The sequence below is a fragment of the Sedimentimonas flavescens genome, assembly GCF_019264375.1.
In the GTDB taxonomy this organism is placed as follows: Bacteria; Pseudomonadota; Alphaproteobacteria; order Rhodobacterales; family Rhodobacteraceae; genus Rhodobacter; species Rhodobacter flavescens.
Window position 1 is genome coordinate 105567 of record NZ_JAHVAI010000010.1, and the last position, 23807, is coordinate 129373.

Here is a 23807-nt window from a genome sequence, read left to right on the forward strand (position 1 = left end):
CAATCCCCTGCGAAATGGCCGGCGGCGCGCGAGGGGCCTTGACCATCCGGTCCGCTCGGCGGAACCTGCCCGCGATGGGCCGCTATATCCTGAAACGCATTGCCTCGTTGATTGCCTCGCTGATTGTGGCGAGCCTTGCGATTTTCGCGCTGATCGAGGTGACGCCGGGCGATCCTGCGGCCTTCATGCTCGGGCTGAACGCCGCACCCGAAACGGTGGCGGCGCTGCGCGACCAGCTTGGCCTGAACGAGCCGCTGCCACTGCGCTACCTGCATTGGGTGGGCGGCATGCTGAGCGGCGATTTCGGGCTGAGCTATACCTACAAGGTGCCGGTGGCCGAACTGGTGGGCGACAGGCTCAAGATCTCGCTGCCCTTGGCGCTGATCGCGCTCGCGCTGTCTACGGCGCTGGCGCTACCCGCCGGGTTGATCGCCGCTGCGCGACGGGGCAAGGCGGCGGATGCGGCAGTGATGGGCGCGACGCAGCTTGGCATCGCCGTGCCGAACTTCTGGTTCGCGATGCTGCTGGTCTTGCTGCTGGCGGTGCGCTGGCGGCTGTTCCCGGCGGGGGGCTTTCCGGGCTGGTCCGACCCGCTCGCCGCGCTGCGCGCCCTGACCCTGCCCGCCGTTGCGCTGGCGCTGCCGCAGGCCGCGATCCTCGCGCGCGTCCTGCGCTCGGCCTTGATCGAGACATTGGGGCAGGACTATATCCGCACCGCCCGCGCCAAGGGCCTGAGCCGTCAGGCCGCACTGACCCGCCACGCGCTGCGCAATGCGCTGATCCCGGTGCTGACGATCCTCGGGATGCAGTTTTCATTTCTACTGGCAGGCGCGATCATCATCGAGAATGTCTTTTACCTGCCGGGCCTCGGGCGGCTGATCTTCCAAGCCATCACGCAGCGCGATCTGATCGTGGTTGAATCCGTCGTCATGCTGCTGGTCTTTGCCGTGATCGCCGTGACCTTCCTGACCGACCTCGCCTATGCCGCCGTGGACCCGCGGCTGAGGAGACCAGCATGAGGCCCGCGCTTGTGCTTGGAGCGGCGCTGTCCGCGCTCGCGCTGGTCGCGGCGCTGATCTCGCTGATCTGGACGCCCTATGACGTGACCGCGTTACAGATCGGGGCGCGACTGCAGCCGCCCTCAGAAGCGCATTGGTTGGGCACCGATCATTTCGGGCGTGACATCCTGTCGATGATCATGGCGGGGGCGCGCACCTCGCTTGCGGTGGCGCTGGTCGCGGTGGGGATCGGCATGGGGCTTGGCGTGCCCTTAGGCCTTGCCGCCGCCGCGCATCGGGGGCGCTGGCTTGATGAGGCGATCATGCGCGGGAACGACCTGATCTTTGCCTTCCCGTCGCTCGTGATCGCCATCCTGATCACCGCCGTTTTCGGCCCCTCGGCGCTGAACGCGATCATCGCCATCGGCATCTTCAACATCCCCGTCTTCGCCCGTGTGGCGCGCGCGGGTGCGCTCAGCCTCTGGACGCTTGATTACATCCGCGCGGCGCGGGTGGCGGGCAAGCATCGCACCCGCATCTCGGTCGAGCATATCCTGCCCAATATCGCGAACCTCTTGATCGTGCAGGGGACGATCCAGTTCAGCCTTGGGATTCTGGCCGAGGCGGGGCTGAGCTACGTGGGCCTTGGCGCGCAGCCGCCGACGCCTAGCTGGGGCCGGATGCTGGCCGAGGCGCAGACCATGGTGGTGATGGCGCCGCATGTGGCGCTGTTTCCGGGCCTTGCGATCGTCGCCACCGTGCTCGGGCTGAACCTTCTGGGCGACGGGTTGCGCGACGCGCTTGACCCAAGGCTGCGGGGGCGCGTGGCATGAGCCTTTTGACGCTCGAAACCCTCTCGGTCCAGATCGGCCCCACGGCGATCCTGCGCGAGGTCTCGCTGTCGCTTGCTCCGGGCGAAATCGTCGGGCTGGTGGGCGAGTCTGGTTCGGGCAAGTCGATGACCGCACTTGCGATCATGGGGCTTTTGCCGCCGGGCGCGCAGGTCTCGGGCACGGTCCGGCTGGAGGGTCGCGAGATCACTGCCCTGCCCGAACGCGCGCTTTGCCGTCTGCGCGGCAACGAGGTCGGCATGATCTTTCAAGAGCCGATGACCGCCCTCAACCCGCTGATGACCATCGGTGATCAGGTGGCCGAGACGCTGATGGTCCACCAAAAAATGCCGCGCGCCGAGGCGCTGGCGGTGGCCCGCGACCGGCTGGATCGTGTTGGCCTGACGGCGCCGCGCTTTCCGCTCGATCTTTATCCGCATGAGCTGTCGGGCGGCCAGCGTCAGCGCGTGGCCATCGCGCTTGCCATCGCGCTGCGCCCGCGCCTGCTGATCGCGGACGAGCCCACGACCGCGCTCGATGTCACCACCCAGGCCGAGGTGCTAAGCCTGCTGCACGACCTTGCGCGGTCTGAGGGCATGGCGCTCTTGCTTATCACCCATGACCTTGCCGTGGTCGCAGGCATGGCCGACCGGGTGGCGGTGATGCAGGCGGGCCAAGTGGTCGAAACCGGCGCGACCGAGCGGCTCTTTCGCCGCCCCAAGGCACGCTATACCGCCGATCTGCTGGCGGCCTCGACGCATCATCCGGCGGCTGCCCGCGCGCCCCAAAAGGGCGCGCCGCTGCTGACGGTCAGCGCCGCGACCCGCAGCTATCGCCTGCCGCGCCCCAAGCCCTTCGCCCCCCACCCCGAGCTGCGCGCCGTCGATAACGTCAGCTTCACCCTTAGCGCGGGGGAATCGCTTGGGCTCGTGGGCGAGTCCGGTTGCGGCAAATCCACCCTGACCCGCGCGATCTTGGGCCTTGATCCGCTGGCCTCTGGCGCGATCACGCTATCGGGCCATCCGGTCAGCCCCGAAATGCCCAGCCACGCCCGCGCCGATGTGCAGGTGGTGTTTCAGGACCCCTACGGCTCGTTCAACCCGCGCCAGCGGGTCGAGCGGCTGGTCGCCGAGCCCTTTCACCTGACCGGCCGCCCCGCCGACTGGCGCGACCGCGTGGCCGAAGCGCTGCGCGACGTGGGCCTCTCGCCCGACGACCGGGGCAAGTTCATCCATGAATTTTCGGGCGGGCAGCGCCAACGCATCGCCATCGCCCGCGCACTGATCACTCGCCCCAAGCTGATCGTGCTGGACGAGGCGGTCTCGGCCCTCGATGTTCGGGTGCGCGCGCAGGTGCTTGATCTGCTGGCCGGGCTGCAGCGCAGCCATGATCTGGCCTATCTGTTCATCTCGCATGACCTGTCGGTGGTGCGCGCGGTCACGACCCGCTGCCTCGTGATGCAGGCCGGCAGGATCGTCGAGCAGGGCCCGACCGAGGCGCTCTTTACCGCCCCGCAACACGCCTACACCGCGCGGCTTCTGGCCGCCGCGCCGCAAATTCCGCAAGCATGGACGGAGGAGAGACATGCAACCGCTCTGGTTTGACCCGGCCGAGATTCTGATTGGCGGGCAGTGGCTGCCCACCGCCGATCGCCTGCCGGTCGAGAACCCCTCGACCGGGGAGACCATCGCCGAGATCGCGCGCGGCACGCCCGCTGATATCGACGCGGCCGTCGCGGCGGCCCAAGGCGCGCTTGCGGGCGATTGGGGCGCGCTAACGGCGGCTGAACGCGGGCGCGTTCTCATGCGCATGTCCAGCCTGGTGCTGGAGCACGCCGAGGCGCTGGCGCAGGCCGAGGCGCTCGACGTTGGCAAGCCGCTCAAACAGGCGCGCGCCGATGTGGTGGCGCTGGCGCGGTATCTGGAATTCTACGGCGGCGCGGCGGACAAGGTGATGGGCGAGACCATCCCCTATCTGAACGGCTACACCGCCTACACGCTGCGCGAACCCCATGGGGTGACGGCGCATATCGTGCCCTGGAACTACCCGATGCAGATCATTGGCCGCTCGGTCGGGGCGGCGCTGGCGATGGGCAATGCGGCGGTGCTGAAACCCGCCGAGGAGGCCTCGCTGACCGCGCTGGCCTTCGGGCGGATCGCCTGCGCGGCGGGGCTGCCCGCGGGCGCGCTGAATATCGTCACGGGTCTGGGCGAGGAAGCAGGGGCGGCGCTGTCCTCGCATTCCGGCATCAACCATCTCAGCTTTACCGGCTCGGTCGCCGTGGGGCAGATGATCCAAGCGGCGACGGCGGCGAATGTCGTGCCGGTGACGCTGGAACTGGGCGGCAAGTCGCCGCAACTGGTGTTTGCGGATGCGGATTTGGACCGGGCGCTGCCATTCCTGGTCAATGCAGGCATCCAGAACGCGGGTCAGACCTGCTCGGCCGCCTCGCGCATCCTGGTCGAGCGCAGCCGCTATGACGAGGTCGTCACCCGCATGGCCGAGGCCTATCGCGCCCTGCGCGTGGGGCCTGCGCTGGCCGATCTCGACCTCGGGCCACTGATCTCGGGGCGGCAAAAGCAGATCGTCGAGGGCTATCTGACGCTGGCCGCCGATCTTGAGATCGCAGCGCGCGGGCAGGTTGTGGCCGATGCGCCGGCGGGCGGGCATTACGTCGCGCCTACGCTGATCGCGGGCGGGCATGGCGCGCATCGCCTCGCGCAAGAGGAAATCTTTGGCCCCGCGCAGCTTGTCATCCCCTTCGAGGGCGAGGACGAGGCCGTGGCCATCGCCAACGGCACCGATTACGGGCTGGTCGCTTCGGTCTGGTCCGAAAGCGGGCCGCGCGCGATGCGCATGGCCAGACGCTTGCGGGCCGGGCAGGTTTTCCTGAACAATTACGGCGCGGGCGGTGGGGTCGAACTGCCCTTCGGCGGCACCGGCAAATCCGGCCATGGCCGCGAAAAGGGGTTCGAGGCGCTCTATGGTTTCTCGGCGCTGAAGACCGTCGCGGCGTGGCACGGCTGAGGGAGGATGACATGAGACTGGAAGGCAAGACCGCAATCGTGACCGGGGCGGCCTCGGGGTTCGGGGCAGGGATCGCGCGGCGCTTCGTGGCCGAGGGCGCGCAGGTGATGGTCGCGGACCTGAACGCCGAGGCCGCAGCGACCTTCGCCGCCGAGATCGGCGCGATCCCCTGCGCGGTCGATGTGAGCCGAAGCGAGTCGGTTGCCGCAATGACCGAGGCCGCGATGCAGGCCTGGGGGCGGATCGACATTCTGGTGAACAACGCGGGCACCACCCACCTGCCCGCCTTTATGGAGGAGGTCTCGGAGGCCGACTTCGACCGGGTCTTCGCGGTCAACGGCAAGTCTGTCTATCTGACCGCGCGCTGCATCGTGCCGCATATGAAGACGGCCGGGTGCGGGGCGATCCTGAACGTGGCCTCGACGGCGGGCGTGTCACCGCGCCCCCGGCTGAACTGGTACAACGCTTCGAAGGGCTGGATGATCACCGCGACCCGCGCCATGGCGATCGAACTGGCGCCTTTTGGGGTGCGCGTGAACGCCATCAACCCGGTGGCAGGGGAAACGCCGCTGCTGAAGAGCTTCATGGGCGAGGACACCCCCGAGGTGCGCGCGAAGTTCTTGGCCACGATCCCGATCGGGCGCTTCTCGACGCCCGAGGACATGGCGAATGCGGCGCTCTTCCTGTGCTCGGACGAGGCGTCGATGATCACCGGCGTCGCGATGGAAGTGGACGGCGGACGCTGCATCTGAGGGGGACGCGATGAGACCGGGGCCAAGAAATCTGATCACCGATGTGGCGGGGCTGCGCGTGGGCAATGCGCAGGACGCGGGGCTGCGTTCGGGCTGCACCGTACTGGTGGGCGAGCGCCCCTTCGTCGCAGCCGTGCATGTGATGGGCGGCGCGCCCGGCACGCGCGAGACAGACCTGCTGGCCCCCGACAAGCTGGTGCAAGAGGTGGACGCGCTGGTGCTGTCTGGTGGGTCTGCCTTCGGGCTTGATGCGGCCTCGGGCGTGACCGAGGGGCTGCGGGCGATGGGGCGCGGCTTTGCCGTGGGCGACATGCGCGTGCCCATCGTGCCCGGCGCGATCCTGTTCGACCTGCTCAATGGCGGAGACAAGGGTTGGACCGCCAACCCCTATGCGCCCCTTGGCCGCGCGGCGCTGGAGGCCAGCGGGCCTGCTTTCGAGATCGGCACCGCGGGCGCGGGTTACGGCGCGATGACCGGAAACCTCAAGGGCGGGCTCGGCTCGGCCTCGGCGGTGTTGGAGAACGGCATCACCGTCGGCGCGCTGGTGGCGGTCAATGCGCTTGGGCAGGCGACCGTCGCCGATCAGCCGCAGTTCTGGGCCGCGCCATGGGAATTGCAGGGCGAATTCGGCGGGCTTGGCGCTGCGGCCTCCTACCCGGCGGCGCATGAGCCCGCACCGATGAAGCGGATGGGCGAGGCCACCACCATCGCCATCGTCGCGACCGACGCGATCCTGACGCAGGCGCAGGCGCAACGTATGGCGGTCGCGGCGCATGACGGAATGGCGCGGGCGCTTGTGCCCTCGCACACGCCCTTCGATGGCGATCTGGTCTTTGCAGCAGCAACCGGTGCGCGCGCGCTGCCCGATCCGGTGGCCGACCCCTTCGTTTTGGGCCATGCGGCCGCCAGCTGCCTTGCGCGCGCCATCGCGCGCGCCATTCATGCAGCAACCCCGGCGCCGGGTGATCTGCAACCCTGCTGGTCGGCACGATTCCGCGCCTGACCTGCCAGTTTGGCAAGCGCACCGCCCTCTTCGGCAAGCGCGGCGGCCCTATCTGACCATTCGGACGGATGGACAAGGCCCCTCTGCGCGTGCTTCCCTCTCTCCATGCCCAAATTCCGGGAGGATGACCCATGCTCGATACCAATACCGATCTCAAATCCCTGCTCAAGGACCCCTCGCTGCTGGCCACCAAGGCCTATGTCGCCGGCGAGTGGATCGACGCCGATGACGGCGCCACCTTCGAGGTGACCAACCCCGCCCGTGGCGACGTGATCTGCTCCGTGCCCGACCTGTCGCGCGCCGAGACCGCCCGCGCTATCGAGGCCGCTCAGGTCGCGATGAAAGACTGGGCCGCACGCACCGGCAAGGAACGTGCCGCGATCATGCGCAAGTGGTTCGAGCTGATGATGGCGAACCAGGAAGACCTCGCGCTGATCCTGACCGCCGAGATGGGCAAGCCCCTGCCCGAAGCGCGCGGCGAGATTGCCTATGGCGCCTCGTTCATCGAATGGTTCGGCGAAGAGGCCAAGCGCATCTACGGCGAAACCATCCCCGGCCACATGCGCGACAAGCGCATTCAGGTGATCAAGCAGCCGATCGGCGTCGTGGGTTCGATCACGCCGTGGAACTTCCCCAACGCCATGATCACGCGCAAGGCCGGCCCGGCGATCGCCGTGGGCTGCGGCTTTGTCTGCCGTCCGGCCTCGGAGACCCCGCTCTCGGCGCTGGCGATGGCGGTTCTGGGCGAACGCGCGGGCCTGCCCAAGGGCATCATGTCGGTCGTGACCTCGTCGCGCGCCTCGGACATCGGCAAGGAGTTCTGCGAGAACCACGCCGTGCGCAAGCTGACCTTCACCGGCTCGACCGAAGTGGGCCGCATCCTGCTGCGCCAGGCCGCCGATCAGGTCATGAAATGCTCGATGGAACTGGGCGGCAACGCGCCCTTCATCGTGTTCGACGACGCCGATCTGGATGCGGCGGTCGAGGGCGCGATGATGTCCAAGTTCCGCAACAACGGCCAGACCTGCGTCTGCGCCAACCGCATCTACGTGCAGGCCGGTGTCTATGACGCCTTCGCCGAAAAGCTGGCCGCTGCAGTGCGCAAGCTGAACGTGGGCGACGGGCTGAACGAGGGTATCACCACCGGTCCGCTGATCTCGGACAAGGCCGTGGCCAAGGTCGAGGAGCACATCGCCGACGCGCTCAAGGGCGGCGGCAAGGTCGTGGCCGGCGGCGTGCGCCACGCGCTTGGCGGCACTTTCTTCGAGCCGACCGTCGTCACCGGCGTCACGCAGGACATGAAGGTCGCGACCGAGGAAACCTTTGGCCCCGTTGCACCGCTGTTCCGCTTCGAAACCGAGGAAGAGGTGGTCGAGAAAGCCAACGCCACGATCTTCGGTCTGGCGTCCTATTTCTACGCCCGCGACATCGGCCGCATCACCCGCGTGCAGGAAGGCCTCGAATACGGGATCGTCGGCGTCAACACCGGCATCATCTCGACCGAGGTTGCCCCCTTCGGTGGCGTCAAGCAGTCGGGCCTGGGCCGCGAAGGCTCGCACCACGGCTGCGAGGACTACCTCGAAATGAAGTACATCTGCCTGTCGATCTGACGACTGGCAAAGCGACGCAAGGCGGCCTTCGGGCCGCCTTTTTTCATGCCTGCCCTGCAAAGAAAAAGGCCGCCCGAGGGGCGGCCCTTGCGTTCGTGGGGGCGAGGATCACTTGTCCTCGTCTTCCTCGTCATCGTCATCGCCATGCGGCAGGTTGAAGAAGCTGTCCGCATTCGAGAAGTCCTTGGGCTCGGCCTTCTCCTCATCGCCACCACCCAGGGTGAAGTTCTCCAGCCCTGCGATCGCGGTCGGCAGGCGCGGCTCGGTCGCCATGCCAAGCGACTGCTCGGTCGAGACCAGCTTGCGGCGCTCGTCATCGCTCATCACGCCGTCGGCCGCGCGCTTCTTGGCGGCTTTCTGCACCTCGGAATCCAGTTCCGACTGGCGGCAAAGGCCAAGCGCGACCGGGTCGATCGCGGTCATGTTCTGGATGTTCCAGTGCGTGCGTTCGCGGATCGAGGCGATGGTCGGCTTGGTGGTGCCCACCAGACGCGCGATCTGCGCATCAGCGAGTTCGGGGTGGAACTTGACCAGCCACAGGATCGCGTTCGGGCGGTCCTGACGCTTGGACAGCGGGGTGTAGCGCGGGCCACGGCGCTTGTCCTCGCCCACGGCAGCGGCGTTGAACTTCAGACGCAGCTTGTAGCCGGGGTCTGCCTCGCCCTTGTCGATTTCTTTCTGGTCGAGCTGGTTCGAGGCGATCGGGTCAAAACCCTTCACGCCAGCGGCCACGTCGCCATCGGCAATGCCCTGCACTTCAAGTTCGTGCATCCCGCAGAAATCCGCGATCTGCTTGAAGGTCAGCGTCGTGTTGTCCACCAGCCAAACGGCGGTCGCCTTGGACATCAGGGGCTTGTTCGTCATCGGAGCCATCCTTTACAAATCTCTCCCGTGCCGAGAAACCGGCTGCGGCCCAGGTCATTCCCGGCCGCGGTCCATTTCTGGTGGGGAATTGAGCCGTATATAGTGCCGAAAACGTCCGGAGAAAAGAGAAAATGAAGCGATTCGCGCTGGCCTGCCTGATGCTTTGGCCACTGAGTGCGCTGGCCGAGGGCGAACGGGCGGGCGATTTCGACTATTACCTGCTGTCGCTCTCATGGGCGCCGGGCTGGTGCGCGACCGATGGCGCGAGCCGCGACGTCGCGCAATGCGATCCGGCGAATGACGCGACCTTCGTGCTGCACGGCCTCTGGCCGCAATATGAAACCGGCTGGCCCAGCTATTGCCGCACCACCGCCCGCGATCCCTCGCGCGCGCAATCGGCGGCGATGGAGGATGTGATGGGCTCGGATGGCGCGGCCTGGTATCAGTGGAAAAAACACGGCCGCTGCGCGGGGTTGAGCGCCGAGGATTATTACGCCACCGCCCGCGCGGCCTATGAGAGCGTGACGATCCCCGAGGTCTTCTCGCGCCTGGACCGTGACATCCGCCTGCCCGCAAGCGTGGTCGAAGAGGCCTTCCTTGAGGCCAACCCAGATCTGTCCCGCGACCAGATCACCATCACCTGCAAATCGGGGCGGATTCAGGAGGCACGTATCTGCCTGACCAAAGACCTTGAGCCCCGCAGATGCGGCAGGGATACGATCCGCGACTGCACCATGCGGGACGCGCTGATGGAGGCGGTGCGTTAACGCACCTTCAGCACGATCTTGCCGATATGGGCGTTGCTTTCCATGCGGGCATGGGCGGCGGCAGCCTCGGCCAGCGGGTATTCGCTGTCATGGATCACCCGCAGCTTGCCCGCGTCGATCATCGGCCAGACCCGGTCGCGCAGTTGTGCCGCAATCTCGGCCTTGGCGGCGTCTGATTGCGGGCGCAGGGTCGAGCCGGTGATCGTCAGCCGCCGCAGCATCACCTGGGCAAAGTTGATCTCGGCCTTCGGGCTTTCGAGGAACGCGATGAAGACCATCCGCCCGTCATCCGCCATCGCCTTGATATTGCGCGCGATATAGCTGCCGCCGACCATGTCGAGGATCAGGTCGGCCCCACCCTCGGCGCGCAGCAGCTCAACGAAATCCTGCTCTCGGTAGTTGATCGCCGTGGCGCCCAGATCGGCGCAGGCCGCGCATTTCTCGGTTGAACCGGCGGTGGCAAAGACCCGCGCGCCAAGCGCCGAGGCGATCTGGATCGCCGTCGTGCCGATACCGGATGAGCCACCATGCACCAAGAACCGTTCGCCCGCCTTCAGCCCGCCGCGCATGACGATGTTGGACCAGACGGTGAAGCAGGTCTCGGGCAGGCAGGCGGCATCGCGTAGACTGACACCCATGGGCACCGACAGCGCATGGGCGGCAGGCGTTACGACATACTCGGCATAACCGCCGCCGGGCAGCAGCGCACAGACCGGATCACCCACCTGCCAACCCGCGACATCGGGCCCAAGGGCCGCCACGCGCCCTGAACACTCCAACCCCGGCAGGTCCGAGGCACCGGGGGGCGCCTTGTAGGCGCCCGCGCGCTGCAAGGCATCGGGGCGGTTTACGCCCGCATAGGCCACCTCGATCAGGATCTCGCCCGGCCCCGGCATCGGCACGGCGCGCGTCGTGGTCTTGAGCACCTCGGGGCCGCCCGGAGCGGTGATCTCAACCGCCGTCATCATCTGCGCCAAAGTCATTTATCGCCTCCCGTCCGGCCCGGCAGATCCGGCGCCGTGGGGGCCCTCAGCGACCCCAGAAAATCCTTCACCAGGGGCAAGCCCATGACCTTACCCTTGACCTTCTCGAACTGCATCACGTTCTCGATCCGATGATCGAGGAACTCGCGCGTCTCGCGGTGATCCTCGCTCTCGTCGCCCAACCAGAAGAGCACCGTCGCCGAATAGACACCCGACAGCGTCATGCGCTTGGTGTACCAGTTGAAATCCTCGCTCGTGTCGCCAAGCGCGCGCCAGATCCGGTCAGTTGTCTCCCAGATCAGCTTGCTGCCCGTCGCCGCGTGCTGCGGCAGGGCGAAGAGCGCTGCCCCCCTGCGCACCATCTCGCGGTCGACCACCTCTAGGCGCAGCCGCACCGCGGCGGCGATCTTGTCGCGAAACTTGAACCCGGTGAAATCGGCCGCGGTAATCGCGGCCTCCATCGCACGGTCACCCGCGCGGTGATAGGCTACCGCCAGATCGACCGCTCCACGCGGGCAGACCACACGCGCCAACCCCGGATCAACCCCCAGATCGGCGACCGCAGCCTTGAACGCAGGCTCCGACCAGCCATCGAAGGGCACGTGCGGCTCGATCGCGGCAAGCAGTTCGGCCTGTAGCCGATCCACGTCCAAATGGTCGTTTTTCATGGAGTTTTTCCTTCCGCGCGGGCAGTAGACAAAGCGGGGCTTCCCTGCTATATGGCCGCTTCCTGCACTCTGATGCAACTCTAACTTAGGAAGGTGGTGACACCACATGCAGGTCAGCGTTCGCGACAACAACGTCGAACAGGCGCTTCGTGCTCTGAAGAAAAAACTTCAGCGCGAGGGGGTTTTCCGTGAAATGAAGCTCAAGCAGCATTTCGAGAAGCCTTCGGTTAAGAAAGCGCGCGAGAAAGCTGAAGCCGTCCGTCGTGCCCGTAAACTGGCACGCAAGAAGGCCCAGCGTGAAGGCGCTCTCTAAGCTCCTGAAAATGCTGGCGGTTTATCCGCACCGATCAACCCCCGTGGCCCGGCCATCGGGGGTTTTTTGGTTCTCACGCGGTCGTGAATTGCGCTTGTGTCGCGGCCGCACTCAGGGTTCCGCATCATGCCCGATTTCGGCCCCGTCTTTCATCATCTAGGCCTTATTCTGCTGGCGCTCGGGGTCACCATGCTCGCCCCCGCCGGGCTGGACCTGTCGCTTTCCGATCCGAACTGGGCGCAGGTCTTCGAAGCCGCGATCATAACGATTCTCTTCGGTGCGCTGCTGGCGCTTGCCTCGCGGGTGGATCGCGGCAAGGGGCTGACGCTGCGCCAGGCCTACCTGCTGACCGCTGCGATCTGGTTGATCGTTCCGGCCTTCGGCGCGCTGCCCTTCATCCTGGGCAAGCCCGATGTCAGCTATGCCGATGCCTATTTCGAGGCCGTCTCTGGCATCACCACCACCGGTTACACCGTGTTCGTCAAGCTTGAGGAACTGCCAAGATCGGTCGTGCTGTGGCGAGGTATGCTGAATTGGACGGGCGGACTGGGCATCGCCTTCGTCGCGATGATTTTTCTGCCGGTCATGCGTATCGGCGGGATGCGCTATTTCCAGACGGAAGGCTTCGACACGCTTGGCAAGGTGCTGCCGCGCGCCCGCGATATCGCGATCTCGCTGCTGCAGATCTACACGGGCCTGACGATCCTGTGCGCGCTGATCTTTCTGCTCTGCGGGATGCCGGTGCTCGATGCGGTGGTCCACGCCATGGCGGCGATCGCGACGGGTGGCTTTGGCACCTATGACGCGAACTTCGCGATCTGGTCGCCCGCAGCGCAATATGCAGGCCTCGTCTTCATGCTTCTGGGCGCGATGCCCTACATCCGTTTCTTCCAGCTGATGCAGGGACAGCCCAAGCCGCTCTGGCGCGACTCGCAAGTGCGCGCCTTCCTGCGCTGGTTCGTCTATTTCTGCGTGATGATGTCGGCCTATCGCGCGGTCCGCGAAGATACCTCATTCGAGCAGATCTTCCGCGAAACCGCGTTCAACTTCGCCTCGGTGCTGACCGGCACCGGCTTCGGCGTTTCCGGGATCGAGACCTGGGGGCCCTTCGCGCTGGTCCTGGCCTTCCTGCTGGGCTTGGTGGGCGGCTGCACGGGGTCCAGCTCGGGCGCGCTTTCGGTGTTTCGGGTGCAGATCGTGCTGGCAGCCATCGGCACCAGTGTGCGGCAGCTTCACTCCCCCCATCGGGTTATTCAGCCGCGCTACGATAGCAAGGCGCTGGATGAAACCACGCTTTACCCACTGATGCTGCATGTCACCGGCTATATCCTGACGCTTGGCGTGCTCTCGGTCGCGATGTCCATGGCCGGGGTTGATCTGACCTCGGCGCTGTTCGCGATCTGGGGCTGCATCGGCAATATCGGTTTCGGCATCGGGCCGATGGTCACGCGCACCGGAACCATGGTCGATTTCAACGACACGGCGACCTGGCTGATGACGCTGGCGATGCTGCTGGGGCGGCTTGGCTTGCTGGCAATCCTGGTCTTGGCCCTGCCGCGCTTCTGGCGCGACTAGACGGGCAGGGCAGTGGTCTTGAAGACCGTGCGCAACGCAAAGCTCGACTGCATCCCCTGCACGCCCGGCAGCCGCGCCAGCTTGGCGCGGTGTATGCGCGCGAAATCCTCGGTATCCTCGGCCACGACCTTCAGCAGGTAATCGGCCGAGCCCGCCATCAGGTGGCATTCCAGCACGTCGGGGATTTTCTTGACCTCGCGTTCGAAGGCCTCAAGCACCTCATCGGCCTGCCCCGATAGGGTGATCTCGACAAAGACCGTTGTCGGACGCCCGAGTTTGCGGGTATCGAGCAGCGCCACGTAATCGCGGATATAGCCGTCCTCCTCCAGCCGCTGCACCCGGCGATGGCAGGCCGAAGCCGAGAGATTCACCCGCTCGGACAGTTCCGCATTCGAGATGCGGCCCTGCTTTTGCAGCACGGTCAAGATTCGGCGATCTGTGGCGTCAAGCGTCATGATTGCGCAATTTTCTCCGGCCAAAATGGCGTTAATCCGAACATATCATCGGAAATAGCCCAAAATCGCAACAGGAATTCAATACAATTGCGGCGAAAAGCGCGCAGGATTGTCCGCATACAGATCGCGATGATCTAGGGAGGATACCAAATGAAAATCGGATGCGTGCGCGAAATCAAGCCGCAAGAATTCCGCGTGGGCATGACGCCGGGCGCGGCCACCGAGGCCGTTGCGAACGGCCATGAAGTGCTGATCGAGGCTGGCGCGGGCATGGGCTCGGGCTTCGCAGATGCCGACTATGTCGACGCGGGCGCCCAGATCCTGCCGGACGCCGCTGCCGTCTTTGCCGAAGCCGACATGATCGTGAAGGTCAAGGAGCCGCAGGCTGTCGAGCGTGCCATGCTGCGCCCCGGCCAGATCCTGTTCACCTACCTGCACCTGGCCCCCGATCCGGAGCAGACCAAGGACCTGATCAAATCGGGTGCCACCTGCATCGCCTATGAAACCGTGACCGACCGCAACGGCGGCCTGCCGCTGCTGGCGCCGATGTCCGAGGTTGCGGGCAAGCTGGCCCCGCAGGTCGGCGCCTACACCCTGCAAAAGGCCAATGGCGGCCGCGGAGTGCTGATGGGCGGCGTTCCGGGCGTTGCCCCGGCCAAGGTCGTCGTGATCGGCGGCGGCGTTGTGGGCACCCATGCGGCCCGCGTGGCTGCCGGGATGGGCGCCGATGTGACCGTTCTCGACCGCTCGCTGCCGCGCCTGCGCCAGCTTGACGACATGTTCGGTAAGACCTTCCGCACCGCCTATTCGAGCCGCGCCACCACGGCCGAGCTTGTCTCGCAGGCCGATATGGTCATCGGCGCCGTGCTGATCCCGGGCGCCGCCGCGCCCAAGCTGGTGACGCGCGACATGCTCAAGACCATGAAGCCCGGCGCGGTCATCGTCGATGTCGCGATCGACCAGGGCGGCTGCTGCGAGACCTCGCACGCCACCACCCACCAGGACCCGATCTACGAAGTCGATGGCGTGATGCACTACTGCGTGGCGAACATGCCGGGCGCGGTTGCCCGTACCTCGACGCTGGCGCTTGGCAACGCGACGCTGCCCTTTATGCTGGCGCTGGCGAACAAGGGCTGGAAGCAGGCCTGCTACGAAGACCCGCATCTGCTGGCCGGTCTGAACGTGCACGCGGGCCACATCACCTGCCCGCCGGTGGGCGAGGCGCTCGGGATGCCGTTCATCACCGCGCACGAGGCGCTGTCCGTCTAAGCGAAAGGCCCGGTCGAAAGACCGGGCCTTTTCCATTCTGCGATCCGAGTGGCTTACTTTTGCAGCGCGTCGCGGATTTGCATCAGAACCTCCAACTCGGTCGGGCCCGCGGGCGCGGCCGGCGCGGGTTCCTCGGGCGCGGCGGCCGCGTCCTTGATGCGGTTGACCGCCTTGACCAGCAGGAACACCACGAAGGCGATAATCAGGAAGTTGATGACCGCCGTGAAGAAGGCGCCATAGGCGAAGACGGGCGCACCGGCTTCGCGCGCCGCAGCCAGCGACGGGAACTCACCCTCGCCCAGATTCACGAAGAGATTGGAGAAGTCGAGCCCGCCGGTGACAACCCCGATGATCGGGTTGATCAGGTCCGAGACCAGCGAAGTCACGATCGCGGTAAAAGCCGCGCCGATGATGATACCGACGGCCATGTCCATGACATTGCCCTTGGCGATGAAATTCTTGAACTCTTTGATCATTTCTTGCCCCTGAACAGTGCCGCGTCGTTTGGTCGCGACCCGTAAGGGGTAGCATGATTCCAAACCGACTGCATCTTTACCGTAGGGGGAATTTCGCACGTCACATCCCCGCGTCAGGAGGTTTTCATGTTCGACCTTGCCCGCCATCCCGTCACGCAACGCTGGCCCGCAACCGATCCTTCGGCGATCCAGCTTTACTCCCGCCCCACCCCAAACGGGGTCAAGGTGTCGATCATGCTTGAAGAGATCGGGCTGCCCTATGAGGCCCATCACGTCCGGTTCGAGGAGCGCGAGCAATTCTCGCCCGAGTTCACCGCGCTGAACCCGAACAACAAGATCCCGGCGATCATCGACCCGAACGGCCCCGGCGGGCAGCCCCAGACCCTGACCGAGAGCGGCGCGATCCTGATTTACCTGGCCGAGAAGACCGGGCGCCTCCTGCCCGCGCAGGATCGCTATCCGATCCTGCAATGGCTGATGTTCCAGATGAGCTTCGTCGGCCCGATGTTCGGCCAACTGGCCTATTATCACACCGGCGCCGGGCGCGAGATCGAAGACCCGCGCCCCAAGGAGCGCTTCCGCGCCGAGGTCGAGCGCGAACTCAAGCTGCTCGACGCAGCGCTTGAGGGGAAGGAGTGGATCGTCGGGGATTACTCGATCGCGGATATCGCCATCGCACCCTGGCTGCGCGCGCTTCGTGACGGCTACAAGGCGGCGGATATCGCGGGATGGGATCAGTTGTGCAACGTGCCCGGCTATCTCGACCGGTTCCTGGCCCGCCCGGCGGTGCAGCGCGGGTTGAACACGCCCCGGCGCGACTAACGGTCAGCCGGGAATCGCCGCACGCAATTGCGCGCGGGCCTGCGCCATCCGGGCGCGGGCGCGATCACGCTCATCGGCATGGAAAGCGCGCTCCAGCGGCAGGGTTTGTTCAAGCGAGGCCAGATCGTCGCGCAGCGCTGCAAGGGCGGCTCGCAGGGCCTCGGCTTCGGATGCGTTGGCCCGTTCCTGCGCGGCAGAAAACTGATCCAGAAGCGCGCGCAAGGCCGCCACGCGCCCCGTGGCCACGGCCTCGGCCGCCGCGCAGCGGGCCATGTCGCCAGCCGCGCGCGAAAACTCTTCGACCGCTGCGTCGATTGCATCCTCGGGCAGGGTGAACACCCGCTCGATACCGATCCAGTTCGCCCCGTCAGACATTATCCCCCCGCAGATCGTTTCTGCGGGCAGGCTCTCAGATCAAAGTGAACAAGTGGTGAACGGAGCCCGACTCAGGCGGGCTGGCGCAGGATCTTGCACATGGGTTCGAACATCTCGGCATTGGCCGCGATGACCGAGCCGCTTTCGAAGATGTCGCGCCCCTCGCGCACCGGGCCGATGAAACCGCCGGCTTCCTTCACGAGGATCAGGCCCGCAGCCATATCCCACGGATTGATGCCGCGCTCCCAGTAACCTTCATAGCGGCCTGCGGCCACATAGGCGAGGTCAAGCGCCGCCGAGCCGAAGCGGCGCACACCGGCGCAGACCGGCATCAGACGCGCAAGGTCTTGCAGCGTGGCGGGCAGGGTCGATTTGCCACCGAAAGGCACACCGGTCGCAAAGATCGACTCGATCATGTTGCGGCGGCCCGAGACGCGCAGGCGGGTCTCGTTCATGAAGGCGCCAAGGCCCTTTTCGGCGTAGTAAAGCTCATCCTTGGCCGCGTCGAAGATCACCCCGGCGACAACCTCGCCCTTATGCTCAAGCGCGATCGAGACGGCCCAATGCGGCAGGCCGTGCAGGAAGTTGGTGGTGCCATCGAGCGGATCGACGATCCAGCGGCGGGTCGGGTCTTCGCCCGCATCCTCGCCGGTTTCCTCACCCAGCCAGCCATAGGACGGGCGCGCGCCGCGCAGCTCTTCCTTGATGATGCGCTCGGCCTCACGGTCGGCTTTCGACACGAAATCCCCCGGACCCTTGGACGAGACCTGAAGGTTCTCGACTTCGCGGAAGTCCTTGACCAGCGAGCGGCCAGCCTTGCGGGCTGCCTTGATCATCAGGTTGAGGTTTGCGCTGCCTTGCATCGGGGGGCTCCTTTGGCTCAAGGGCTCGCCATACACAAGGCGCGCCGAGATTCCAAGGGGTCAGCTGCCGGTGATGAACTCGCATCGCTTGGGCAGAAGGATCGTCAGCACGCCCATCGCGGGAAGGGCCGAGCAGATCAGGTAAACCATGCGAATGCCGTAGTGGTCGGCCAGCACCCCAAGCGCCGCCGCGGCGATCCCGCCCATGCCGAAGGCGAGGCCGAAGAAGATGCCCGCCACCATGCCCACTCGGCCCGGCAGCAGCTCTTGCGCGAAGACGACGATGGCCGAGAAGGCCGAGGCGAGGATCAACCCGATCAGCACCAAAAGCACGCCCGAGGCCACCAGCCCCACATGCGGCAGCGCCAGCGTGAAGGGCAGAACGCCCAGGATCGAGATCCAGATCACCGTCATCGGACCCCAGCGGTCGGCCACAGGCCCGCCTAGCACCGTGCCCGCCGCCACCGCGCCGAGGAATAAAAACAGCATCAGCTGCGCCGTGCGGGTATCCACCGCGAAGGTCTCGATCAGGTAGAAGGTGTAGTAAGAGCTGATCGAGGCCATGTAGATATTCTTGGTGAAGGTCAGGAAGGCCAGCACCGACAGCGCCACCACGACCCGATTGCGCGGCAGCGGCAGGGTCTTGTCGCCCGCCCGGCGCACACGGTCACCAAGCACGCCGCCGTACCAGCGGCTGACGCGCACCAGCACCGTGCCCGCGATCACCGCCAGAATGCCAAACAGCGCAACCGAGCCGCGCCCGAGCGGCAGCACGATGAAGGCCGCCAGCAGCGGCCCGATGGCCGTGCCGAAATTGCCGCCCACCTGAAACACCGATTGCGCAAGCCCAAAGCGCCCGCCCGAGGCCAGACGCGCCACGCGGCTGCTTTCGGGGTGGAAGATCGCCGAGCCGATCCCGATCAGCATCGCACCCAAGATCAGCACCGGGTAGCTGGGCGCAAAGGCCAGCACCAGCACCCCGCAGAAGGTCGAGGCCGAGGCTACCGGCAGTGACCATGGCTGCGGGCGCGCATCGGTGAAGATCCCGATGGCGGGCTGCAACAGCGAGGCCGTGCCCTGGAAGGCCAGCGTCATCATCCCGATCTGCCAGTAATCGAGCGCGAAATCCGCCTTCAGCATCGGGTAAATCGCCGAGAGCATCGACTGCATCACATCATTGAGCATGTGACACAGGCTGATCGCGATCAGGATCGGGAAGACGGTCGCGCTGGTGGCGCGGGTCGGCTGCGGAATGGCGGTCATCGGAATGTCCCTCGGATTGCAACCGATGTAGGACGCACCTGCCCCCTCGTCACGCACAGAATTGTGCCGATTACATCAGGCGCGCTGGAGCTTGACGGGCTCGGTCCGCGCAAGACGCAGGAAATGCGCCATATAGGGCTCGGTCGCGTCTTCCTCGCGCGTGGCGGCATAGAGGCGCTTGGTCAGGCCCTTCTCGGTCACCGGGCGGGTGATGTAGTCGGGCTGGTATTTCACCTCGCGCAGCACCCAGTCGGGCAGCACCGACACACCGCGCCCCGAGGCCACGAGCATCAGGATCACGGTCGTCAGTTCGACCTTGCGATGGGCCTTGGGTTCCACCCGCGCCGGGGTCAGCAGCTGCGTGAACACATCCGAGCGCGAGCGGTCCACCGGGTAGGTGATCAGGGTCTGGTCCGCGAAATCCTCGGCCACGACATAGGGCTTGGCGGCAAGCGGGCTGTTCGAGGCGGCGATGAAGGTGGGCGAGTAATCGAAGAGCGGGTTGAAGACGATGCCCTCGATCTTTTCCGGGTCGGAGGAGATCACCAGATCGACCTCTTCACGCGCCAACGCGGGCAGCGCGTTGAAGGCTAGACCCGGGCGGATGTCGATGTCGATCTCGGGCCAAGCGCGGCGGAATTGTTCGAGCACCGGGAAAAGCCAGTCGAAACAGGCATGGCATTCAATGGCGATATGCAGCCGCCCGGCGCGGCCCTTGCGCAGGGCGTCGAACTCCTGCTCGACCGCGTCGATCTCGGGCAGGATGCGCTCGGCCAGCCGAAGCAGCTTCATCCCCGCCGCCGACAGGCGCAGCGGTTTCGAGCGGCGCACGAACAGCTCGACCCCGGCCTGATCCTCAAGCCCTTTCACCTGATGCGACAGGGCCGACTGGGTGATATGCAGTATCCCCGCCGCGCGCGCGAGGCCGCCAGCGTCATGGATCGCCTTGATCGTCCGCAGGTGTCGAAACTCAAGATGCATCTTGTTGCGCGCCTCATAACCTTCTTGAGGATTATGAATTTGTCTCACATCCCAGAATCAGGCACAAGGGGCGCAACGAAAGGATGCCATCATGACCACGCCGAAGATCAGCTTTGAGTTCTTCCCCCCGCAGACGCTGGATGCGTCGTTCCGCCTGTGGGAGACGGTGCAGATGCTGGCTCCGCTGCAACCGAACTTCGTGTCGGTCACCTATGGCGCGGGCGGCACCACCCGCAAGCTGACCCATGAAGCGGTTGGCACCATCCACAAGAACTACGGTCTGAACGTCGCCGCGCACCTGACCTGCGTCGATGCCACCAAGGCCGAGACGCTGGAGATCGTGAATTCCTACGCCGAGGCCGGCGTGACCGAGATCGTGGCGCTGCGGGGCGATCCGCCGAAGGGCTCGACCGGTTTCGTGCCGCATCCCGAGGGCTTTGCCTCCTCGGTCGAGCTGATCGAGGCGCTGGCCGCCGACGGTCGTTTCGCCATCCGCTGCGGCGCCTACCCCGAGCCGCACCCGGAAGCCGCCGACACCTTCGCCGATGTGCGCTGGCTCAAGCGCAAGGTGGAGGCTGGCGCGACCTCGGCCATCACCCAGTTCTTCTTCGAGGCCGAGACCTTCTTCCGCTTCCGCGACGCCTGCGAGAAGGAAGGCATCAACGCCAAGATCATCCCGGGCATCCTGCCGATCCAGTCTTGGAAAGGCGCCAAGGGTTTCGCGCAGCGCTGCGGCACCTCGATCCCGGCCTGGGTGGAAGAGGCTTTCGAGGCCGCGACCCGCGACGGGCGCGAGCAGCTGCTGGCCACCGCGCTCTGCACCGAGCTTTGCGACGATCTGATCCGTGGCGGCGTGGAAGATCTGCACTTCTACACGCTCAACCGCCCGCAGCTGACGCGCGATGTGTGCCACGCGCTTGGCGTGGCACCGGCGACGGTGCTCGAAAACGTCGCCTGAACGGTCGTGACGTAACGGAACTTGCGCAAGGGGGCTTCGGCCCCCTTTTCGCTGCCGACGCGCAGGTTACGTTGCGGCAAAGGGAGAACCACATGACCGATCCTCTATTTGCTGAAAGCCCCGCCGATTTCCTGAGCATCGAGGAGATTCGCGCGGTTTCCGGCTATGAACATATGCGCAAGATGCTGGCCGGCGAGGTCCCCACGACGACCCTCGCGCGCAGCGCGAATTATCGGTTCACTGCGGTTGAGCGGGGTCGGGTCGAAGTCACAGGCACCCCCCTCTTTCAGCATTCGAACGCTTTCGGCGGGGTGCATGGCGGCTGGTACGGGGTGATCATGGACACCTGCATGACCTGCGCCATCGTCTCGGGCCTGCCGCGCGGGCAGTATCAGACGACGCTCGAATACAAGGTCAACATGCTGCGCGCGATCCCGATCGGCACTGAGATCGTCGGCATCGGCGAGGTGATGCATATCGGCCGTTCAACCGGGGTCGCCCGGGGCGAGATCCGCGGCGTCGCCGACGGCAAGCTCTACGCCACCGGTTCGACGACCTGCTTCATCATGGGTGACCCGATCTGAAACGCCAGCCCGGCGTCGCAGGACCGAAGGCAGCAGGATCGTGCGCCAGTTGCGCCGCGAACCGATGGCGCTTTCATGGATCCGTTCAGACGGGTCACGGCCCACGACACGCGGCGCGCGGAACAGGAAGAGCCGGCCCCAACTGCGCCACGATCCAACGGAGGGCGCCTGCGGGTCGGTCGGGAATTCCTCTTGCCAGCCCGAGGGCAGCGTCAGGCCAAGCGCCTCGGCGCGCTCGAGCATCCAGACAAGCGGGATATTGGCCAACGGTCGCGCCGCCTCAAATCCGTTGAGTTGCCCGCCGATATCGCCATGGCTGCCGCGGAACCAGACCTGCTCGATCCGGTCGGCGCCGGTTTCCCCGGTGCCCCAGATCAAAGGCTCCAGCACCGAGCGCGTCTCATCGAGCGCCAGCGCCTGATAGGCGTGATTGACCGAGGGTCCGAGGTTGTGATCGTGAAAGCGGTAGCGCGGCTCGCTCAGCACCCACAGGAACGGAACCTGTATCCCAAGCGCCATGACCGTGTCGAACACGCCGACCATCTCGATATGCGTTTCAGAATGGCAAAACTTGCGGCGAAAGACGGGCGCGACGCGGGGCGGCTCGACCGCCTCATAATAGCGCCAGGCGAGATGGACGTTGCGCTCGGTCGCGTGATCGGTGCGCAGCAGGCCCACGCGGTCGATCAGCCCGGCCAGCGAACGCGCGGCAAAGCCCCCGCGCGAATAGCCCAGCAGAAAGATCCGGTCTCCGGGCCGGTAGCGCATCGCAAGCCAGCCATAGGCGCGCAGGATCTGCCAGTTCACCCCCCAGCCCAGCCAGACATCGCGCAACTCGCGCCACTCGCGCCATTGCAGGCCCTTACCGTAATAGAGCGACAGCCTCGGGTTCGAGCGGCGCAGGAAGCGGTAGAGAATGCCGACCGAAGTGATGCGCTCGGGGTTGAGCGTGCCCATCGTGCCATCGAGCAGGATCACGTGATCGACCGGCTCGCGCCCATGTACCTGCGGAGAGGCTGCGGGCTCTCCGGTGCCACGCCGCCGGAACGCGGAAAAGATGTGCTCGATCACGCCCCGCATGAGCACACCGCTTTCCGACTGACCACGCCTTCGGACATCCCACCGACCAAATTGAAAGGACCTTACCCTTCACTATAGGGCAAGGTCCCTTGCAGGTCATTTACGATGTGGTGAAGAGACTTAACCGACCAGCGAAAGGGCGGTTTCGATCTCGCACTGACCAAAGCCATTGAAGCGCGTGTTCGTGGCGGTGCTGTAGGCGCCCATGCCCTTGAACACGAGGTAATCGCCCTCGGCCAGATCGCCCGGCAGCAGCAGCTCACCCGGCAGCCGGTCGAGCGAGTCGCAGGTCGGTCCGAAGACGACGCGGCGGATCGGCGCGGCCATGCGCGGGCGGCCATCGGGGGCATGGACCGAGACGCGGTCGATATTGCCAATCTGCGGCATCTCGGTGAGGTTGCCGTAAACCCCGTCATTGAGGAAGACATGCGCCTCGTCGCGCAGCGCCTTGACGCGGGCGATCAGGCTGAAGGACTCGGCCACCATGCCACGGCCCGGCTCGCATACCAAGATCGGGCGGTCGGCGCCAAAGGCCTCGGTTGCGACGCTGTCGATCAGGGCGAAGATGTCTTCGAGCGCGGGGGCCAGCGCCTGCTGGCGATGGCTGGGGAAGCCGCCGCCGACGTTGAGCCGGTGCGCCTTGACGCCGGCCTCGGCGCAGATCGTGGCGGCCGCACGGATATAGGTATCCCAGGCCATCGGGTCGGTGCATTGCGTGCCCGGGTGGAAGGTCAGCGAGGGGATGTAGCCCGCCGCCGCCGCGCGGCGCAGCAGAATCGCCGCGACATCGGCCGTCGCGCCGAATTTGGCGCCGAAGTTATAGGCCGCGCCCTCGACCGGGAGCTTGAAGCGCACCGAGATCTCGCAGCCGTCGGTCGGAACCATGCCGATCAGCTTGTCGAGTTCCGAGACAGAATCGACCGACCAGGTCTTGACCCCGGCCGCGACGGCATGGGCGATCTCATCGCGGCCGCGCACCGGATTGTGGTAATGCAACGCCGCGCCGGGTGCGAGGCGACGAACGAGGTCAATCTCCCAAGGCGAGGCCACGTCAAAGCCCGTCACCCCCGCCGCGGCGAGGTTCTGGATCACCATCTCGTCGGGGTTCGACTTGACCGCATAGGTCACGACCCCCGGAAAACCCTTGATAAAGCGCCGGGCAGTCGCCTGCAGCGCGGCCGGTGCGAAAACCAGCACCGGATGGTCCGGCCGCTTGAGCCGGATGACCTCGGCGGGATTTGCCCAGATCGTGTTCGACAGTCCCATTGGTTTCTCCCTTACCCAATGAGTA

At 65.8% G+C, this 23807-nt stretch carries 25 protein-coding genes; 14 read left to right on the plus strand and 11 right to left on the minus strand.

Annotated elements, in window-relative coordinates; translation table 11 throughout:
- The first annotated feature begins 74 nt into the window (after positions 1 to 74).
- From KTQ37_RS11210 to KTQ37_RS11240, 7 genes are all read left to right on the plus strand, one after another.
- The gene (locus KTQ37_RS11210) at positions 75 to 1019 is read left to right on the plus strand and encodes an ABC transporter permease (RefSeq protein ID WP_218630603.1); all 945 of its coding nucleotides are present in this window, start codon (positions 75 to 77) and stop codon (positions 1017 to 1019) included.
- Positions 1016 to 1831, plus strand: a complete 816-nt coding sequence (locus tag KTQ37_RS11215) for an ABC transporter permease (protein WP_218630604.1) — start codon at positions 1016 to 1018, stop codon at positions 1829 to 1831. Before KTQ37_RS11210 ends, KTQ37_RS11215 begins: the two co-directional genes overlap by 4 nt.
- Positions 1828 to 3432 (plus strand): ABC transporter ATP-binding protein, encoded by a 1605-nt coding sequence (locus KTQ37_RS16955; protein WP_218630605.1) that lies wholly within the window; start codon positions 1828 to 1830, stop codon positions 3430 to 3432. Before KTQ37_RS11215 ends, KTQ37_RS16955 begins: the two co-directional genes overlap by 4 nt.
- Complete coding sequence (locus tag KTQ37_RS11225) at positions 3413 to 4855, plus strand: aldehyde dehydrogenase family protein (RefSeq protein WP_218630606.1); 1443 nt, start codon at positions 3413 to 3415, stop codon at positions 4853 to 4855. Before KTQ37_RS16955 ends, KTQ37_RS11225 begins: the two co-directional genes overlap by 20 nt.
- Positions 4856 to 4866: 11 nt before the next feature.
- Entirely contained in the window at positions 4867 to 5607 is a 741-nt protein-coding gene (locus KTQ37_RS11230; protein ID WP_218630607.1) for an SDR family oxidoreductase, read from the plus strand.
- A gap of 10 nt (positions 5608 to 5617) precedes the next feature.
- Positions 5618 to 6610: a P1 family peptidase gene (locus KTQ37_RS11235; RefSeq protein ID WP_218630608.1), complete on the plus strand. Its 993-nt coding sequence runs from the start codon at positions 5618 to 5620 to the stop codon at positions 6608 to 6610.
- 131 nt (positions 6611 to 6741) lie between these two features.
- Positions 6742 to 8220, plus strand: a complete 1479-nt coding sequence (locus KTQ37_RS11240; protein ID WP_218630609.1) for an NAD-dependent succinate-semialdehyde dehydrogenase — start codon at positions 6742 to 6744, stop codon at positions 8218 to 8220.
- Positions 8221 to 8328: 108 nt separating this feature from the next.
- Here the strand turns inward: KTQ37_RS11240 and KTQ37_RS11245 are convergent, their stop codons facing one another.
- Positions 8329 to 9084, minus strand: coding sequence for a DUF1013 domain-containing protein (locus KTQ37_RS11245; RefSeq protein ID WP_218630610.1), 756 nt, complete (start codon positions 9082 to 9084; stop codon positions 8329 to 8331).
- Positions 9085 to 9215: 131 nt separating this feature from the next.
- Here KTQ37_RS11245 and KTQ37_RS11250 point away from each other — a divergent pair, with 131 nt between their 5' ends.
- Positions 9216 to 9851 carry a ribonuclease T2 family protein gene (locus KTQ37_RS11250; protein WP_218630611.1) on the plus strand — a complete coding sequence of 212 codons (636 nt, stop codon included), beginning with the start codon at positions 9216 to 9218 and terminating at the stop codon, positions 9849 to 9851.
- Here the strand turns inward: KTQ37_RS11250 and KTQ37_RS11255 are convergent.
- Both KTQ37_RS11255 and KTQ37_RS11260 read right to left on the minus strand, forming a co-directional pair.
- Complete coding sequence (locus KTQ37_RS11255; RefSeq protein WP_218630612.1) at positions 9848 to 10834, minus strand: NAD(P)H-quinone oxidoreductase; 987 nt, start codon at positions 10832 to 10834, stop codon at positions 9848 to 9850. The genes KTQ37_RS11250 and KTQ37_RS11255 overlap by 4 nt on opposite strands.
- On the minus strand, positions 10831 to 11502 hold the full coding sequence (locus tag KTQ37_RS11260; RefSeq protein ID WP_218630613.1) for a COQ9 family protein: 672 nt from the start codon (positions 11500 to 11502) through the stop codon (positions 10831 to 10833). Before KTQ37_RS11260 ends, KTQ37_RS11255 begins: the two co-directional genes overlap by 4 nt.
- A 106-nt stretch (positions 11503 to 11608) precedes the next feature.
- On the opposite strand from KTQ37_RS11260, the gene rpsU reads away from it, so the two are divergent.
- Together rpsU and KTQ37_RS11270 are read left to right on the plus strand one after the other, a co-directional pair.
- On the plus strand, positions 11609 to 11815 hold the full coding sequence (rpsU, locus tag KTQ37_RS11265; RefSeq protein ID WP_011748553.1) for a 30S ribosomal protein S21: 207 nt from the start codon (positions 11609 to 11611) through the stop codon (positions 11813 to 11815).
- 126 nt (positions 11816 to 11941) lie between these two features.
- The gene (locus KTQ37_RS11270; RefSeq protein WP_218630614.1) at positions 11942 to 13390 is read left to right on the plus strand and encodes a TrkH family potassium uptake protein; all 1449 of its coding nucleotides are present in this window, start codon (positions 11942 to 11944) and stop codon (positions 13388 to 13390) included.
- On the opposite strand, the gene KTQ37_RS11275 is transcribed toward KTQ37_RS11270, so the two are convergent.
- The gene (locus tag KTQ37_RS11275; RefSeq protein ID WP_218630615.1) at positions 13387 to 13845 is read right to left on the minus strand and encodes an Lrp/AsnC family transcriptional regulator; all 459 of its coding nucleotides are present in this window, start codon (positions 13843 to 13845) and stop codon (positions 13387 to 13389) included. The two genes, KTQ37_RS11270 and KTQ37_RS11275, sit on opposite strands and share 4 nt — an antisense overlap.
- A 150-nt stretch (positions 13846 to 13995) precedes the next feature.
- Here KTQ37_RS11275 and ald point away from each other — a divergent pair, with 150 nt between their 5' ends.
- The gene (gene ald / locus KTQ37_RS11280) at positions 13996 to 15114 is read left to right on the plus strand and encodes an alanine dehydrogenase (RefSeq protein ID WP_218630616.1); all 1119 of its coding nucleotides are present in this window, start codon (positions 13996 to 13998) and stop codon (positions 15112 to 15114) included.
- Between the two features lie 53 nt (positions 15115 to 15167).
- Here ald and mscL read toward each other — a convergent pair whose 3' ends face one another.
- Positions 15168 to 15590, minus strand: coding sequence for a large conductance mechanosensitive channel protein MscL (mscL, locus tag KTQ37_RS11285; RefSeq protein WP_218630617.1), 423 nt, complete (start codon positions 15588 to 15590; stop codon positions 15168 to 15170).
- A 126-nt stretch (positions 15591 to 15716) separates the two neighbouring features.
- On the opposite strand from mscL, the gene KTQ37_RS11290 reads away from it, so the two are divergent.
- Positions 15717 to 16412 (plus strand): glutathione S-transferase family protein, encoded by a 696-nt coding sequence (locus tag KTQ37_RS11290; RefSeq protein ID WP_218630618.1) that lies wholly within the window; start codon positions 15717 to 15719, stop codon positions 16410 to 16412.
- A 3-nt stretch (positions 16413 to 16415) separates the two neighbouring features.
- Here KTQ37_RS11290 and KTQ37_RS11295 read toward each other — a convergent pair whose 3' ends face one another.
- From KTQ37_RS11295 to KTQ37_RS11310, 4 genes are all read right to left on the minus strand, one after another.
- Entirely contained in the window at positions 16416 to 16787 is a 372-nt protein-coding gene (locus KTQ37_RS11295; protein WP_218630619.1) for a hypothetical protein, read from the minus strand.
- Positions 16788 to 16858: 71 nt separating this feature from the next.
- Complete coding sequence (locus KTQ37_RS11300; protein ID WP_218630620.1) at positions 16859 to 17650, minus strand: inositol monophosphatase family protein; 792 nt, start codon at positions 17648 to 17650, stop codon at positions 16859 to 16861.
- Between the two features lie 60 nt (positions 17651 to 17710).
- Positions 17711 to 18913: an MFS transporter gene (locus KTQ37_RS11305; protein WP_218630621.1), complete on the minus strand. Its 1203-nt coding sequence runs from the start codon at positions 18911 to 18913 to the stop codon at positions 17711 to 17713.
- A 75-nt stretch (positions 18914 to 18988) separates the two neighbouring features.
- On the minus strand, positions 18989 to 19894 hold the full coding sequence (locus tag KTQ37_RS11310) for a LysR family transcriptional regulator (protein WP_218630622.1): 906 nt from the start codon (positions 19892 to 19894) through the stop codon (positions 18989 to 18991).
- 91 nt (positions 19895 to 19985) lie between these two features.
- Between KTQ37_RS11310 and metF the strand changes: the two genes are divergently transcribed.
- Both metF and KTQ37_RS11320 read left to right on the plus strand, forming a co-directional pair.
- Positions 19986 to 20852: a methylenetetrahydrofolate reductase [NAD(P)H] gene (metF, locus tag KTQ37_RS11315; protein WP_218630623.1), complete on the plus strand. Its 867-nt coding sequence runs from the start codon at positions 19986 to 19988 to the stop codon at positions 20850 to 20852.
- Positions 20853 to 20944: 92 nt separating this feature from the next.
- Positions 20945 to 21436, plus strand: coding sequence for a PaaI family thioesterase (locus KTQ37_RS11320; protein WP_218630624.1), 492 nt, complete (start codon positions 20945 to 20947; stop codon positions 21434 to 21436).
- Here the strand turns inward: KTQ37_RS11320 and KTQ37_RS11325 are convergent.
- Both KTQ37_RS11325 and KTQ37_RS11330 read right to left on the minus strand, forming a co-directional pair.
- On the minus strand, positions 21338 to 22516 hold the full coding sequence (locus KTQ37_RS11325) for a DUF2235 domain-containing protein (protein ID WP_218630645.1): 1179 nt from the start codon (positions 22514 to 22516) through the stop codon (positions 21338 to 21340). The two genes, KTQ37_RS11320 and KTQ37_RS11325, sit on opposite strands and share 99 nt — an antisense overlap.
- A 120-nt stretch (positions 22517 to 22636) precedes the next feature.
- A complete protein-coding gene (locus tag KTQ37_RS11330) occupies positions 22637 to 23782 on the minus strand; it encodes a type III PLP-dependent enzyme (protein ID WP_218630625.1) in 1146 nt (381 codons plus the stop codon).
- Between the last annotated feature and the right edge of the window lie 25 nt (positions 23783 to 23807).

What these genes read in the sequence shown, in the direction of transcription:
- mscL (WP_218630617.1), bottom strand. Translation starts at nt 15,590, where the DNA reads ATGATCAAAGAGTTCAAGAATTTCATCGCCAAGGGCAATGTCATGGAC.
- KTQ37_RS11235 (WP_218630608.1), top strand. Translation starts at nt 5,618, where the DNA reads ATGAGACCGGGGCCAAGAAATCTGATCACCGATGTGGCGGGGCTGCGC.
- rpsU (WP_011748553.1), top strand. Translation starts at nt 11,609, where the DNA reads ATGCAGGTCAGCGTTCGCGACAACAACGTCGAACAGGCGCTTCGTGCT.
- KTQ37_RS11270 (WP_218630614.1), top strand. Translation starts at nt 11,942, where the DNA reads ATGCCCGATTTCGGCCCCGTCTTTCATCATCTAGGCCTTATTCTGCTG.
- KTQ37_RS11290 (WP_218630618.1), top strand. Translation starts at nt 15,717, where the DNA reads ATGTTCGACCTTGCCCGCCATCCCGTCACGCAACGCTGGCCCGCAACC.
- KTQ37_RS11260 (WP_218630613.1), bottom strand. Translation starts at nt 11,502, where the DNA reads ATGAAAAACGACCATTTGGACGTGGATCGGCTACAGGCCGAACTGCTT.
- KTQ37_RS11225 (WP_218630606.1), top strand. Translation starts at nt 3,413, where the DNA reads ATGCAACCGCTCTGGTTTGACCCGGCCGAGATTCTGATTGGCGGGCAG.
- KTQ37_RS11275 (WP_218630615.1), bottom strand. Translation starts at nt 13,845, where the DNA reads ATGACGCTTGACGCCACAGATCGCCGAATCTTGACCGTGCTGCAAAAG.
- KTQ37_RS16955 (WP_218630605.1), top strand. Translation starts at nt 1,828, where the DNA reads ATGAGCCTTTTGACGCTCGAAACCCTCTCGGTCCAGATCGGCCCCACG.
- KTQ37_RS11320 (WP_218630624.1), top strand. Translation starts at nt 20,945, where the DNA reads ATGACCGATCCTCTATTTGCTGAAAGCCCCGCCGATTTCCTGAGCATC.
- KTQ37_RS11215 (WP_218630604.1), top strand. Translation starts at nt 1,016, where the DNA reads ATGAGGCCCGCGCTTGTGCTTGGAGCGGCGCTGTCCGCGCTCGCGCTG.
- ald (WP_218630616.1), top strand. Translation starts at nt 13,996, where the DNA reads ATGAAAATCGGATGCGTGCGCGAAATCAAGCCGCAAGAATTCCGCGTG.
- KTQ37_RS11245 (WP_218630610.1), bottom strand. Translation starts at nt 9,084, where the DNA reads ATGACGAACAAGCCCCTGATGTCCAAGGCGACCGCCGTTTGGCTGGTG.
- KTQ37_RS11210 (WP_218630603.1), top strand. Translation starts at nt 75, where the DNA reads ATGGGCCGCTATATCCTGAAACGCATTGCCTCGTTGATTGCCTCGCTG.
- KTQ37_RS11250 (WP_218630611.1), top strand. Translation starts at nt 9,216, where the DNA reads ATGAAGCGATTCGCGCTGGCCTGCCTGATGCTTTGGCCACTGAGTGCG.
- KTQ37_RS11325 (WP_218630645.1), bottom strand. Translation starts at nt 22,516, where the DNA reads ATGCGGGGCGTGATCGAGCACATCTTTTCCGCGTTCCGGCGGCGTGGC.
- KTQ37_RS11255 (WP_218630612.1), bottom strand. Translation starts at nt 10,834, where the DNA reads ATGACTTTGGCGCAGATGATGACGGCGGTTGAGATCACCGCTCCGGGC.
- KTQ37_RS11300 (WP_218630620.1), bottom strand. Translation starts at nt 17,650, where the DNA reads ATGCAAGGCAGCGCAAACCTCAACCTGATGATCAAGGCAGCCCGCAAG.
- KTQ37_RS11305 (WP_218630621.1), bottom strand. Translation starts at nt 18,913, where the DNA reads ATGACCGCCATTCCGCAGCCGACCCGCGCCACCAGCGCGACCGTCTTC.
- KTQ37_RS11295 (WP_218630619.1), bottom strand. Translation starts at nt 16,787, where the DNA reads ATGTCTGACGGGGCGAACTGGATCGGTATCGAGCGGGTGTTCACCCTG.
- metF (WP_218630623.1), top strand. Translation starts at nt 19,986, where the DNA reads ATGACCACGCCGAAGATCAGCTTTGAGTTCTTCCCCCCGCAGACGCTG.
- KTQ37_RS11330 (WP_218630625.1), bottom strand. Translation starts at nt 23,782, where the DNA reads ATGGGACTGTCGAACACGATCTGGGCAAATCCCGCCGAGGTCATCCGG.
- KTQ37_RS11230 (WP_218630607.1), top strand. Translation starts at nt 4,867, where the DNA reads ATGAGACTGGAAGGCAAGACCGCAATCGTGACCGGGGCGGCCTCGGGG.
- KTQ37_RS11310 (WP_218630622.1), bottom strand. Translation starts at nt 19,894, where the DNA reads ATGCATCTTGAGTTTCGACACCTGCGGACGATCAAGGCGATCCATGAC.
- KTQ37_RS11240 (WP_218630609.1), top strand. Translation starts at nt 6,742, where the DNA reads ATGCTCGATACCAATACCGATCTCAAATCCCTGCTCAAGGACCCCTCG.